This window comes from Planctomycetota bacterium, assembly GCA_018242585.1.
GTDB lineage: Bacteria > Planctomycetota > Planctomycetia > Pirellulales > PNKZ01 > JAFEBQ01.
This window is the reverse complement of sequence record JAFEBQ010000030.1, coordinates 21,893-34,670: the sequence shown is the minus strand read 5'-3', so window position 1 is coordinate 34,670 and position 12,778 is coordinate 21,893. Positions and strand designations below refer to the sequence as shown.

The window sequence follows — 12,778 nt, the reverse complement described above, 5'->3', positions numbered from 1 at the left end:
ATGGAAGGCCGCTGTAATTGTAGAACAGCAGGAGCATTTGAACCGCAAAGACGCAAAGGACGCCAAGAAGGAATTGATGAATGCTGAGTGGTGAATGATGAAAAAGGGACTTCCTGGTTATCTCTTCACTTTGCGTCTTTGCGGTTCAATCGTTTTCAGAATGCTATTCAGGCAAATCGAGCAATGAGCATTCGCGAACTGGAACAGCGCGCGCTCGATGCCGGCGGATCGCTGGTCGCGGCCGTGGGGCGCGATCTGCACCGGGCGTACGATCGCTGTACGCAACTGTGGCGTGGCCAACCGCGCGACATCGTCGCCCAGATCGAAGCCTTGGAGCCGACGCTGGAAGGGGAAAGTGACGGCGAACTGCACCGCCGTAGTTTGGCGCTGCGCTATCGGGCCAAGACCGGCGAGCCGTTGTCGCAACTGACCGTCGAGGCCTATGCCCTGGTGCGCGAGGCGGCGCGGCGGACGATCGGCCTGCGCCATTTTCCCGAGCAAATCCTGGGGGCGTTGGCCCTCAGCCAGCGTTCGATCGTCGAAATGCAAACCGGCGAAGGGAAGACGCTGACGGCCACCATGCCATTGTACCTGCACGCGCTCGCCGGCAAGGGGGTGCATCTGGCCACGGCCAATGACTACCTGGCTCGCCGCGACGCCGAGCAGATGGGGCCGGTCTATCGGTTCCTGGGGCTGTCGGCCGGCGTGGTCGAGGGGACCGTCACCGCTCGCGATGTGCGCCAGCGCGCGTACGATGCGGACATCACCTACGGGACGCTCAAGGAGTTCGGTTTCGACGCGCTGCGCGATCGGCTTTGGCAGCGCCACCTGCGTGAAAACCGGCGACAAGGATTCTTTGCCTTCGACACGGAAGAGCGACGGATGGTCCGCCCGGTGCAGCGCGAGCGGCACTTCTTGCTGGTTGACGAGGCGGACAACTTGCTGATCGACGACGCCTGCACGCCGTTGATCATCTCGGCCTCGTCCGAGTTGGCCACGGTCGAAGCGGCTCAGTACAAGTTTTGCGCCGCGGCGGTCGGCCAGTTTGAAGTCGACAACGATTTTGAGATCGATCGTCACCGGCACCTGGTCGAACTGACCCCGCGCGGCCGCCAGCGGCTGCGGTCGTTGCCGCGTCCCGAGTTGCTGAACAGCCTGAGCTGGACGTCCCTGTACGACGACATGGAACGCGCGCTGACGGCCCAGCAGCTTTACCTGCGCGGGCGCGACTACGTGGTCCGCGATGACAAGGTCGAGATCGTCGACGCCTCGACCGGCCGCATTGCCGAAGGACGCAAATGGCGTCGCGCCTTGCACCAGGCGATCGAGGCCAAGGAACATGTTCCCATCACGGCGCCGACCGATCAGGCGGCCCGCATCACGCTGCAAGACCTGGCCCTCGGCTACACGCACCTGGCCGGCATGAGCGGCACCGTGATGACGTCAAGTGCCGAGTTCCGCCGCATTTTCAGCACGCGGGCAGTGGCCATTCCGACCCACTTGCCCTGCCTGAGACAGCGTTGCGAGGCGCAACTGCTAGGCACGGCCGAAGAGAAATGGAACGCCATCGTGGGCGAGGCCGCTGAACTTTCGCAATCGGGACGCGCGGTGTTGATTGGCACGCGCTCGATTGAAAAGTCGGAACATCTTTCCGAGCTGTTGACCTCGGCGGGCTTGCCGCACGTGGTGCTCAATGCCAAGCAGATCGCCCGCGAGGCGGAGATCGTGGCCCAGGCTGGCCAGCCGGGGCGGATTACCGTGGCCACGAACATGGCCGGCCGCGGCACCGATATTGTGCTGGCCGACGAGGTGCGCGAGCGCGGCGGGCTGCACGTGATCTGTTCCGAGCTGAACGACGCCGAGCGGATCGACCTGCAATTGATCGGCCGCTGTGCCCGGCAAGGAGACCCTGGCACCTATCGCCAGTACTTGTCGTTGGACGATGATGTCCTGGAGCGGGCGTTCGGCACGACGGTGGTCAAACAATTGAAAGCCGATTACAAGCCATCGCGAGCCAGGTCGCTGATCGGCCGCTGCCAGCGCGCCCAGCGAATGATCGAGCGGCGCAATCTGTTGATCCGCCGCCGGCTGTTGTGGCAAGAGCGTGAAACGTCGAAAGCTCGCCAACGAATGGGGTTTGACCCGCACCTGGACGTTTCAGAATGACGCCAGGCGTGTGAGTGCCTAGGGCGTGGCGGTTTTGCCCGCGGGCTTGCGGATTGCCCCGGGCAACACCTTGGGGGGCTTGTCGTTCCCCAGCGGACGTTCGATGACCGCTTGCAGCGCCACGCTGGTCCGCGTGTTGCCGCCGGTCCTCAAGTAGAACTGCCCACGGTTCACGCCGGCGTCGATCGTATCCTTGGCTTCCCACGCGGCGTTCGACGCGGTGAACCTCGCTTTGAGCACTGGCTGCCACTGGCCGGCGACATCACGCACCCAGCCGTTGCCAAATCGCGCGCCGCGGGCCTGCGCGGCACTGGCCCCATCGCGGCGGAAGTCTTCGACGAATGAATAAAGCCCCTTCAAGTGCTCGCCGCCGGTGGTAATGCGAAACGTCGCCAGATGCTTCCAGGCCTGGGCCTCGGGAACAAAAAAGTAGCCGGCGTACGCCGTTTTGTCCCCTTGGACCGTGGCTTCGATCAGGAACTTGTAAGGTACACCAACGCGCCAGCCGTAGGAAAAGAAGCTCTGCGCTCCGGTCCCTTCACCGCCGAATCGTTTGACCGTTACGTCGGGAGATTGCCCCAGAAGCTCCACGCGCTGTTCGTCGGGCACGGCGTTTGGGTTGTCGCCTTGATGCGGATCCCAGACCGAAAACAGCACTCGCCCTTCGCCGGGCTTCTGCTCCTGGATGCCGAAATAGCCGTGGTTAAAGCCGGCCGCCATGAAGTAGCTGCCCGGCACCGATTGCTCGACGGTGGCTTCGAGATAGAACAACGTGGCGTCAGGGGCCAGGTAGCCCAAGTGGACCGAACGAGCCGCCTTGGTCGGCTGGGTACCGGCCTGAGCCCAGACGCTCGCGGCCGATTGAATGACGAAGCCAGCTCCGCACAGCGCTGCGAGCAACACTCGACGAAACACAATACCGCCCCTCAGCAAACGAACCAGCCAGGCTATTTCGCCACGTAGACCATCCACGACACGCCGAAGCGGTCTTGAACCATGCCGAACCGCGCCGAGAAGAAGGTCTTGGCCAGCGGCATCCGCACCTCGCCGCCGTCATTGAGCCCGGCAAAGACCCGATCGGCGTCAGCGGCGCTGGGAACGATGATCGTCAGCGCGAATCCCTGGAACGACGGCTTTCCCTGGCAGTGACCGTCGGAGCATAACACCGTGTTGCCGGCGATGCTCAGTTCGGCGTGCATCACTTTGTTCTCGGCCCCCGGCGGCAGCCTGCCGGGCGGGTGCGGTTCAGGACTCTCGCTGAACCGCATCAGCATTTTCACTTCGGCGCCGAGCTTGGCCTTATAGAAGTCGATCGCCTCTTCACAACGGCCGTCAAAGAACAGATAGGGTTGCAGCGGCATGCGCGGACCTTTTTGACTGGGATTGCCCCGTACGAGTTTTCCCTTTCCTAACCCAAGCCAAGTTGCCGCGTCAAGCAAACTTTAGAAAGGCCGCGCCGCGAATGGCGCTCTAAGTGGCCTTCAACCGCCCGACGCTCGATTGAAAGTATCGACGACGGCGCGATTCGGTCGCTGGCGTGGCCGCCGCGGAACGCTGGCTTTGCAGATCATCAAGATTGGCCAGGCAATAGCGACAGCCGGTCACCTCCAAGTGCAGCCGCAAGAACTCCGCCTCGGCCGTCGGCAACACGCCCAGCAGGTAGCTTCCCAGTTGCGACCGCGTCGCGCAACTTATCCGCCCGCGCCGCCAGATCGCGGCCAGCGAATGAAGCCCGGCGTCGCGCTCGCGCAACAATCGCGCCAGCCGCGCGCGCAACGCCTCGTCACCGCGCAGCGCTTGTTCCAGCCGCGCCATCTCGCCAGCCGGCAATTGTTCGTCGAGATACGCCAGCAGATCGGCGTCGTTCATCGCGGCTTCCCCGGCTCGTCGGGAAACAACTCCTCGGGCAATCCTTGCCGGCGCAGCGAAGAACGCAAACGGGCCACGAACTCGAACCGCTGGTTGGCGACTTGCTGTTCGGAAAGACCCGTGTGCCGTGCGGCCTCGGGATTGGATTGACCACGCAGAAAGAGCAGTTCGGCCACGGCCACGCGCTGCCACTGGCCGCCGGCCCGCCAGCCTTCGAGCACTTCGGCCAGCGCGGCCGAGAGCGCCTGCTCCTCGCGGTGGCGCTGTTCACCACCGCGGGCCAGGCTGCTGGCCGGGCGCGCCGAGCCGGGCAGCTTGTCAAAGCCGGCCGAGCTGCCACCTGGCAACCCCACGGCCGGTCGCCGCCCATTGCGCCGCAGATGGTCGGTCAACTTGTGAGCCGCGATCGAGAACAAATAGTTCTCCAACGACTGGGCCACGTCGTAGTTCGGCAGGCTGTTGAGAAAGCCGAGGAACGACTCTTGCACGACGTCTTCGCTGGCCGTCTTGTCATTGAGCCGGGTCGCGACGAACGCCAGCAACCGTCCTTCGTACAAGTTGATCAGGTCGGCCCAGGCGTCGGCCTGGCCGGCGCGGATTCGTTCGACCAGGAGTGCGTCACTGGCGCGTGGCATCAAAGGCCCACATTCGCTTAGGTGGCCGGCACGAAACGGCGCAGCCCAAGATGGACCACGCCGATAACGAACAACACCCCAGCCACACCCGAGCCAAGATACACCATTCGTTGCCGTTGGTGATATTGCTGGACGATCGCGTCGAGCGCGGCACGCACCGCCGGATCAAAATCGACCAGCAAATGGACCTGCACCATGTTGCCGACCGAGGTTTTCACCGGTTCGATCCATTGATCCCGCTTTACCTTGTGCCGCAGATAGTCGGAGCTCAGCTGCACCTGGGCCAGGTCCGTCGAACCGTGCGTCGCGCGAAGAAACTCGGTCACGCTTCCGGCCAGCGCTTCGTCCAAGTGCTCGTCGCACTCGGCGACCGTCAGGTAAGGCCCGACGACGAGCACCTTGCGGTTTGGCCCGTCCTCGGTCGGGTGGTCGACCCAGTCGGGTTTTGGCTTGGCCGTCGTCGTGGGACCGCCAGCGGCCTGAGCTCGCGTGGGCGAGGGCTTCGCGGCGGGTGATGGCTTGGCGGCGGGCTTCGTCTCGGGCGACTTCGCGTCGGCCTCCTGCGAGTCCGACGGCTTCGTGGCTTCGGTCGACGACGGCGCCGGCTCGGCTTCGATCGAGCTATCTAAAACAATCAGGTCGTGGCGTGTTGGATCGTTCGCGTCGTCGCGCAATACTTCGAACGCTGGCATCCCACCGAAGTCGGCGCTTGCGCGAATGTAAAATATGCCCACCTTCGCGGCCAACACTACGGCCGACAACACAAGCATGCCCCCACCCAGCCAGGCCAGCGCGCTCCCTCTTGGCCAGCGGATGCCCGAGACCCCCGCCGCGATCGCGGCCAGGGTCAACACAACAATCATCAACAATGAAAGTCCCCCCCACGTGATCTGAGGAGCAGCTTCGACGGGAACCGTGTTCATCTCAATCTCCTCGGCGCGAGCGTTCGCCAAGCGGTATCTGCCACGGGGCCGCGATCTGCACGGCCAGCGAAACCGCGCCGGCGACAAGCAAGCCCCAGGGTTGTGGGAAGTTGCACACCAGGTTCAAGGCCCAGGCCGCGAACACCGCGCCAGCGAGCGCCATCAGGCTGACGCGCGAGCGCCGCAGCGGCGTGACCTGCTGCCACCAGCGAACCGCGGCCGCCAGGAACCCAAAGTAAGCCAGATAGCAAAGCAGTTCTGGCTGGCCATTGGCCAGGTAAAACTGCGAGTGGTCGAACAACGCGAACGACCTGAGCTTGTCATACTTGAAGGGCAATTCGACCGACAGATACTGAGCCAAGCCCCACGCGACGAGCCCCCACAACAGCCCGGTCGACATCAGCACCAACCGACGCAACAACGGCTCGCCATGCGTCCCTTCCCACGGCTTGGCCACGGCCAATACCAGCCACGCGCCCGACAGACTCGTCAACAACAGCCAGACCAACTGCTCGATGCGCGGCATCGCGCCGAGCACGACGATCAGGTTCGGCGTGGTGATCAACACGACCAAGGCCGATACCAGCCAAGCGCCGGTCAGCTCGCGCGCTTTCAGCCCGCGGCTTTTCACCGTCAGCGCTTCGACGGCCCGGCGGCCCCAACGATGGCCATACGCGGTGGTCGGCAGCGGCGGTGGCACGTCGCGCGACGCGGCCGCAGGCTGGGGAGTTGGCCTTGGGGCCGGCGTCACCGGCGGTCGCGGCGCAGCATTCGGCGGCGGCATACCGGCGGCGGCACGTCGCGGCGAGTGGGTCTTTACATACTTCACCACCGCAAACCCCACGGCCAGCATGATCAAGACTTCCATCAAAGAACCTCCCGCCGCGATCAAGCCCAGGCTGCTCGACGCCAGCGGCAGTGTAATTCGCGCGACCAGGATCAACGCGATGACTCCCGCAACTCGCGTCGGCACGCTGGCCCGGTGCCACCAGCGCCGCACGTTCTCGAACGACTCGTTCACCGACGCCACCCAATCATTCTGTGTACTGTCAGTTGGATCGCTGTCACTTGCAGATGTCGCCTTCGCCGCAGCCGCTGGCATGACCGCCGGTGTTCCATCCGCAGCCGGTAACATGGCCAATAGCTCAGGCACCGACTGAGGACGCACGGCCGGATCCTTGGCCAGGCACGCCTGTACCACGCGCCGATAGTTCGGCGCTAGCCGCGACAGGTCGGGCTCGGCGGTCATGTGCTTCATCAGCACCTCGCCGACGCTTTCTCCCTCGAACGGCACGTGGCCGGTCAACAGTTCGTACAGCATGATCCCCAGCGCGTAGATATCGATCGATTTGCCGTACCGCCCGTTGGCGATCTCGGGGGCCATGTAATGGACCGTGCCGACGCTTTCGGTCTGGCCGCTGCGGCGACTGACCGAGATGAACTTCGACAGCCCGTAATCGCCCAACTTGATCAGCCGATGCCCCTGGGCGTCGGACGACGTCAGGTCGCGAAAGATGTTCGCCGGTTTCAGGTCGCGATGGACCAGGCCTTGATCGTGCAGGTGCGCCACAGCCGCCGCCACGCCCCGAAACCAGTCGAGCGCCTCGTCGGTTGGCAACCCCTGCGGGTGCGCGGCCAGCGTCTCTTCCAGGCTGGGCCCGGCCACGTACTCCATGATGACCCAGGTCTGACCTTGCTCGTCTTCTTTCAGATCGAACAACGAGATCAGATTGGGATGCTTCAGGTTCAAGCACTGCCGCACGCCGCGCTGCTCGATGTCGAGGTTGCGGCGAATCAGCTTGAGCGCAACCTCTTTGCCCGCGTCGCTGACCGCGTAGTACACCTCGCCAAAGCCACCGTGTCCGACGCCGCGCTTGATCGTGTAGCCAGCCAACGGCTTGGCGCCGCTGGCATAGGCAAAGCGATTGGCCCCCGGCGGCTTGGCCGGCGCGTCGGGCAGCGCTGATGTTTCGGCCATGTTGCTCATCGCTCGTATGCTCCCCCACGGCGGACCTTTCCGCCGCACGACCCCTGTGCCGACCTAAGCTGCCTCGAACGCAAACGAGAACCCTGGACCGCTGACCCGTGACGTCGCGCCAAGTGCCGCGCGATCGCGGCAGGCCTGGCCGTCAACCGTGAACTCGCCCGGCGCGTGACACATCAGTTGTTCGCCCTGTCGATACAGCACCACCTCGCGCGGCCATCCGGGACAGACCACGTGCGCGCTAGCCGTCGGCCCCAGCACCAGCGTGTCGGCCCACAGCAGCACCGCATCGCTGCGCGGTTGCGTGCCGTGGCCGCTCTGAAACTCAAGCCGGGCCGAATGGCTCAGCGGGTGGGGACGGCGGAAGCGCAGGCGCACTTGCCCGCTCAGCTCGATCGTCTGGCCATCGGCCAGGATCGACTCCCCTGCTCCATCGCGTTCCATCACCCGAGCCGCGCGAATCGGCCGCAGCAAGTAACCGTCGCCGTCGCGGACCAGCGTGGCGTGGCGACGCGACAGATCGCCGAGCAACGGAATGTCGACCGGCGCGCCGGCCACCGGCTGGCCGATCGACAACTCGTCACCCAAGCAGACCAGGTAGCCTCCCACGCCATCAATCCACAACCAGCAGCGGAGCCGCGTCGGCGTCGTACCACTGGCGGCGTTCATCAGTCGCGCGTCGCGAGACGTGTTCCAGGCGAACCAACGGTTGAAATCGTGCAATAACGACATCGTATCACGATTAGCTGACAATTGCCCGTCGCTTCAGGTTCCGGGAGTTAGTCAGTTTGATGAAGCAGGGTGGCGGGGTCAGAACGAAGTGATGGCCCCGAACCGTAACCACGGGGCCATCGCTGCGCTCTGACCCCGCCACCCAACGTCCTAGATTCAAACTGACCCACTACCCAGGTTCATAACAGACACGTTCTCGCGGCAGCGCAACTCCCGATTACTCCTCGGCTTTGGCTGCCGGTTCGCTGGCGGCGACTTGCGTGCTGCCGGCGGCAAAATACTCGGTCACTTCGTCGACGATGTTCTCGTGCGAGACCGAGTCGACCGGAATCTGGTCCTGAAACTTGGTCTCGGCCCCCAACAGCCGCTCGGTCACATCCAATCGAGTGCGCAAATCAGCAACCAGTTCCTTGGCGCGGCTCAGTTGGCTGTCGTCAAAGTGATAGGTGCTGGCCGCTTGCGACGCTTCGACCATTTTAAGGCGCGCTTCGAGGTGCTCGCAATCGACTTCCAATTGCCGCTTGACCGCCAGCGTGTTCTCCAGCTTCTGCCGCGCGGCTTCCAGGCTGCGCGCCCGGGCTTCGTGCATTTGGCGCAAGCTGCCCAGCGTGGCTTCGTTGGTCTTGTACCGCTCGAACCGGTTGGCCAGGTCGCACTTCACCTGCTCGGCCGTGTAGCGGCGGCTGGCATATTGAAACGTCGCCTTACCGGTCGACAAGTCGGCCTTCAGCTTCATCAGCTCGCCCCGATCCTTTTCGAGCCGGGTCTCCTGCTCGCCGATTTGCTTTTGCAAGCGAACCGCCTCGACTTCTTCCTTGGCGATCAGGTGCATGTTGGTGCGAATCTCTGGGACGATGTTCTTGAGCAAGTCCCGCGCGCGTTGGATTTCAAATTCCATTGGCACGCTGTCACGGACCGTTTGTTTCAACTGGCCGTAGGTGGTCGAGACGTAGCTGGCCGCGTCGCGTCCAAAGCAGAGCAGCCCGAGCACAACGACGCTTCCTCCGGTGATGAGCAACTTGCGAATCATGGCGAGAACCTCCTTCGAGGGACGTACACCGGGCCCGTCGTCGCCGTGGGCCACGACCTGAATCGAACGAGCCGGATTGACCCCTTCGCCCCAGTTATTCGCAGGTCGGAGGCTGGGATTGGACATCCGCCGGCAAAAACTTGGCGAAAATGAGCAATCGCCTACCGGCCAAGCACTTACTGCTGATTGCTACCGCCCGCAGTCGAGCGTAGTATCGAGGAATCGTCCCGCCTTTTGCCCGCCATCGCAAAGCCCCCGCTATGAATTTGATCGCGTTTGCCCTGCGCCGCCCGATCACCGTGATGGTCGTCCTGATCGGCCTGGCGTTGACCAGCGTGCTGGCGGTACGGCGGATGGCGGTCGACATCTTTCCGGCCTTGAACCTGCCGGTGGTTTACGTCTGTCAGCCCTATGGCGGCATGGACCCGGCCCAGATGGAAGGGCTGCTCACCAACTACTACGAGTACCACTTCCTCTATATCAACGGCATCCACCACGTCGAAAGCCGGAACGTGCAAGGGATGGCCCTGATGAAGCTGGTCTTCCATCCCGGCACGAACATGGCCCAGGCCATGGCCGAGACCATCGGCTACGTCAATCGCTCGCGCGCGTTCATGCCGCCGGGCACGGTGCCACCGTTCGTCATGCGGTTCGACACCGGCAGCGTGCCGGTCGGTTACCTGGTCTTGTCGAGCGACACGGTGCCGATTGCCGAGATTCAGGACAAAGGCCTGTTCACCGTGCGGCCGATGTTCGCCGCACTACCGGGCGTGAGTGCGCCACCTCCGTTCGGCGGCAGCGCCCGGGCCATTGTCATCAACCTCGACCCCGATCGGCTGCGGGCGTATCAACTCTCGCCCGAGAATGTCGTGGCCGCCCTGGCCGATGGTAATACCATTGCGCCGTCGGGGAACATTCACCTTGACGACCGGTACCCGATCGTGCCATTGAACTCGATCCTGCGCGATCCACAGGATATGCGCAACATTCCCCTGCGCAAGGGTGCCGGCCCACCGGTCTATGTCGGCGACGTGGCCTTCTCGATCGAGGATTCGACCGATCTGCCAACGGGCTATGCCCTGATCAACGGCCGCCGCGCGGTTTACATTCTGGTCACCAAGCGCGCCGACGCATCGACCTTGAGTGTGGTCAGCGAGGTGCGCAAGGCGTTGCCGCGCATGCAGACCGCCCTACCCGAGGGAATCAACGTCAGCTTCGAGTTCGATCAATCCCCTTACGTCACACGCTCAATTCAGGGGCTGTTGACCGAAGGGGGGCTGGGCGCGCTGCTGACCGGGTTGATGGTGCTGATCTTCTTGCGCGACTGGCGAAGCGCCCTGGTCGTGGTGTTGAATATTCCACTGGCGCTGATGGCCGCGGTGCTCGGACTGTGGATCACGGGGCAGACGATCAACCTGATGACCCTTGGCGGGCTGACGCTGGCCATTGGCATTCTGGTCGACGAAGCCACGGTCGAAATCGAAAACATTCACACCCAGTTCGCTCACTCGCCGACCATTGCCCACGCCGTGCGGCGCGGCAACGCCCAGACCGCCATTCCGCGGTTACTCTCGATGTTGTGCATTCTGGCCGTGTTTCTGCCGGCGGTATTCATGGAAGGGGCAGCCCGCGGGCTGTTCATGCCGCTGGCCATGGCGGTGGCGTTTGCCATGATCGCGTCGTACATCCTGTCGAGCACGTTCGTGCCCGTGGTGTCGACCTGGCTATTGTGTCACGTGGCGCACCATGAAGACGACCCGAGCCAGCAAAGCTGGTTCGATCGGCAACGGGCCCGTTTCGAGCGCTGGGAATCGCGATTGATTGGGATTCGCGGGCTGCTGGTGCCGGCCTATCTCACGGCCAGCATTGCCGTCGTTTATTTCCTCGGCACGCAGCTCGGCATGGAAATCTTTCCCACGGTCGACACGGGACAGTTCCGCTTGCGCCTGCGGGCGCCCGACGGCACCCACTTTGATCGAACCGAGCAGGTGGCGCTGGCGGCAATCAACGAAGTGAAGCAATTGGCTGGTCCTGACAACGTCGAATTGACGCTCGGATATGTTGGCTCGATTCCGTCGAGCTATCCGATCAACGCAGTCTATCAATGGTCGCGCGGTCCGGAAGAGTCGCTGTTGCGCGTGGCCTTGCGCCCCAAGAGCGGCGTGCGCGTCGAGAAGCTCAAGCAACAGTTGCGCGAACGCCTGTCAGAAAAGATGCCCGACGTGCGGGCCTCGTTCGAACCCGGGGACATCATCAATGAGGTGATGAGCTTCGGCTCGCCGACGCCCATCGAAGTAGCCGTCATCGGTGGCAAGAACGCCGCCGATGTGCGAGCCTACGTGGAGCGCATTCGGACGAACATGACCAAGATCGACGCGATCTGCGACCTGCAATATGCCCAGTCGCTCGAATACCCGACCGTGACGGTCGACTTCGATCGGCGCAAAGGGGGCCTGAGCAACGTCACGGCCGCCGACGTGGCGCGGTCGCTGATCCCGGCCACGTCAAGTTCGCGGTTCACCATGCCGAACTACTGGCCCGATCCCAAAACGGGCGTCGGTTACCAGGTGCAAGTTCAGGTGCCGCAGCGCGTGGTGACCGTGGCCTCGGACCTGGAAGCGATTCCGGTCAAGGACACGCCGGCGGGCCAGGTGTTGCTGCGCGACGTGGCGAGCGTTGCGCGTGGCACCATGCCAGGACAGTTCGACCGGTACAACAACAAGCGCGAGATCGGCCTGACCGCCAACATTCGCGGGTCCGACCTGTACCACGTCTCGCGCCAGTTGCGCGATGCGATTGCCGACGCGGGAAAGATACCTGATGGCGCCGTCCTTGACATCCGCGGTCAAATCCCACCGATGGAACAACTGCTCACGGGTCTGGGCGTAGGACTTGGTGTCGCGGTGCTGGTCGTGCTGCTGCTGTTGGCCGCTAACTACCAGTCGTGGCGATTGGCGTTGGCAACCGTATCGACCGCCCCGGCGGCGATTGCTGGCGCGGTGGCCATGCTGTGGTTGACCCACACCACGCTGAACCTGCAATCGTTCATCGGCGCGATCATGGCGCTGGGCGTTTCGATGGCCAACGCCATTTTGCTGGTCAGCTTTGCCGAACACATTCGCCGCGACGGCGCGACGGCACGCGACGCCGCGGCCCAAGGGGCCGCCTCGCGCTTGCGTCCGATCTTGATGACCACCTGTGCCATGTTGGCCGGGATGTTGCCGATGGCATTGGGCCTGGGCGAGGGTGGCGAGCAGTTCGCCCCGCTAGGTCGCAGTGTGATCGGCGGCCTGCTGGGGGCGACGACGGCTACGCTGCTTGTTTTGCCTTCGGTGTTTGCTATTGCCCAGCGCAACGCTCCGAATCGCAGCGCCTCGCTCGACCCTGACGACCCGCAAAGCATCTATCACCAAGTGGCCGCTCACTGAAGAAGACGTAA

10 protein-coding genes are annotated in these 12,778 nt (G+C 63.6%); 2 read left to right on the top strand and 8 right to left on the bottom strand.

Features of this window, described 5'->3' with window-relative positions; genetic code table 11:
* Window positions 1-183: 183 nt before the first annotated feature.
* Window positions 184-2,166 (top strand): preprotein translocase subunit SecA, encoded by a 1,983-nt coding sequence (locus tag JSS27_15255; GenBank protein ID MBS0210302.1) that lies wholly within the window; start codon window positions 184-186, stop codon window positions 2,164-2,166.
* A gap of 18 nt (window positions 2,167-2,184) precedes the next feature.
* Here the strand turns inward: JSS27_15255 and JSS27_15250 are convergent, their stop codons facing one another.
* The 8 genes from JSS27_15250 to JSS27_15215 form a co-directional block, all read right to left on the bottom strand.
* On the bottom strand, window positions 2,185-3,069 hold the full coding sequence (locus JSS27_15250) for a DUF3472 domain-containing protein (protein ID MBS0210301.1): 885 nt from the start codon (window positions 3,067-3,069) through the stop codon (window positions 2,185-2,187).
* A 44-nt stretch (window positions 3,070-3,113) separates the two neighbouring features.
* Window positions 3,114-3,527: a VOC family protein gene (locus JSS27_15245; GenBank protein MBS0210300.1), complete on the bottom strand. Its 414-nt coding sequence runs from the start codon at window positions 3,525-3,527 to the stop codon at window positions 3,114-3,116.
* Between the two features lie 109 nt (window positions 3,528-3,636).
* The gene (locus JSS27_15240; protein ID MBS0210299.1) at window positions 3,637-4,035 is read right to left on the bottom strand and encodes a hypothetical protein; all 399 of its coding nucleotides are present in this window, start codon (window positions 4,033-4,035) and stop codon (window positions 3,637-3,639) included.
* Complete coding sequence (locus tag JSS27_15235) at window positions 4,032-4,670, bottom strand: sigma-70 family RNA polymerase sigma factor (protein ID MBS0210298.1); 639 nt, start codon at window positions 4,668-4,670, stop codon at window positions 4,032-4,034. The genes JSS27_15240 and JSS27_15235 overlap by 4 nt, the downstream gene beginning before the upstream one ends.
* 17 nt (window positions 4,671-4,687) lie before the next feature.
* Complete coding sequence (locus tag JSS27_15230; GenBank protein MBS0210297.1) at window positions 4,688-5,593, bottom strand: hypothetical protein; 906 nt, start codon at window positions 5,591-5,593, stop codon at window positions 4,688-4,690.
* Between the two features lies 1 nt (window position 5,594).
* A complete protein-coding gene (locus tag JSS27_15225; protein MBS0210296.1) occupies window positions 5,595-7,580 on the bottom strand; it encodes a serine/threonine protein kinase in 1,986 nt (661 codons plus the stop codon).
* 54 nt (window positions 7,581-7,634) lie between these two features.
* The gene (locus JSS27_15220) at window positions 7,635-8,309 is read right to left on the bottom strand and encodes an FHA domain-containing protein (GenBank protein ID MBS0210295.1); all 675 of its coding nucleotides are present in this window, start codon (window positions 8,307-8,309) and stop codon (window positions 7,635-7,637) included.
* A gap of 217 nt (window positions 8,310-8,526) precedes the next feature.
* Window positions 8,527-9,339: a hypothetical protein gene (locus JSS27_15215; protein ID MBS0210294.1), complete on the bottom strand. Its 813-nt coding sequence runs from the start codon at window positions 9,337-9,339 to the stop codon at window positions 8,527-8,529.
* A gap of 260 nt (window positions 9,340-9,599) precedes the next feature.
* On the opposite strand from JSS27_15215, the gene JSS27_15210 reads away from it, so the two are divergent.
* Window positions 9,600-12,767, top strand: coding sequence for an efflux RND transporter permease subunit (locus tag JSS27_15210; protein MBS0210293.1), 3,168 nt, complete (start codon window positions 9,600-9,602; stop codon window positions 12,765-12,767).
* Window positions 12,768-12,778: the final 11 nt, after the last annotated feature.

Excerpts from the sequence above, each read along its gene's own strand:
- JSS27_15255 (MBS0210302.1), top strand. The coding sequence starts at position 184 with ATGAGCATTCGCGAACTGGAACAGCGCGCGCTCGATGCCGGCGGATCG.
- JSS27_15245 (MBS0210300.1), bottom strand. The coding sequence starts at position 3,527 with ATGCCGCTGCAACCCTATCTGTTCTTTGACGGCCGTTGTGAAGAGGCG.
- JSS27_15240 (MBS0210299.1), bottom strand. The coding sequence starts at position 4,035 with ATGAACGACGCCGATCTGCTGGCGTATCTCGACGAACAATTGCCGGCT.
- JSS27_15235 (MBS0210298.1), bottom strand. The coding sequence starts at position 4,670 with ATGCCACGCGCCAGTGACGCACTCCTGGTCGAACGAATCCGCGCCGGC.
- JSS27_15230 (MBS0210297.1), bottom strand. The coding sequence starts at position 5,593 with ATGAACACGGTTCCCGTCGAAGCTGCTCCTCAGATCACGTGGGGGGGA.
- JSS27_15225 (MBS0210296.1), bottom strand. The coding sequence starts at position 7,580 with ATGAGCAACATGGCCGAAACATCAGCGCTGCCCGACGCGCCGGCCAAG.
- JSS27_15220 (MBS0210295.1), bottom strand. The coding sequence starts at position 8,309 with ATGTCGTTATTGCACGATTTCAACCGTTGGTTCGCCTGGAACACGTCT.
- JSS27_15215 (MBS0210294.1), bottom strand. The coding sequence starts at position 9,339 with ATGATTCGCAAGTTGCTCATCACCGGAGGAAGCGTCGTTGTGCTCGGG.
- JSS27_15210 (MBS0210293.1), top strand. The coding sequence starts at position 9,600 with ATGAATTTGATCGCGTTTGCCCTGCGCCGCCCGATCACCGTGATGGTC.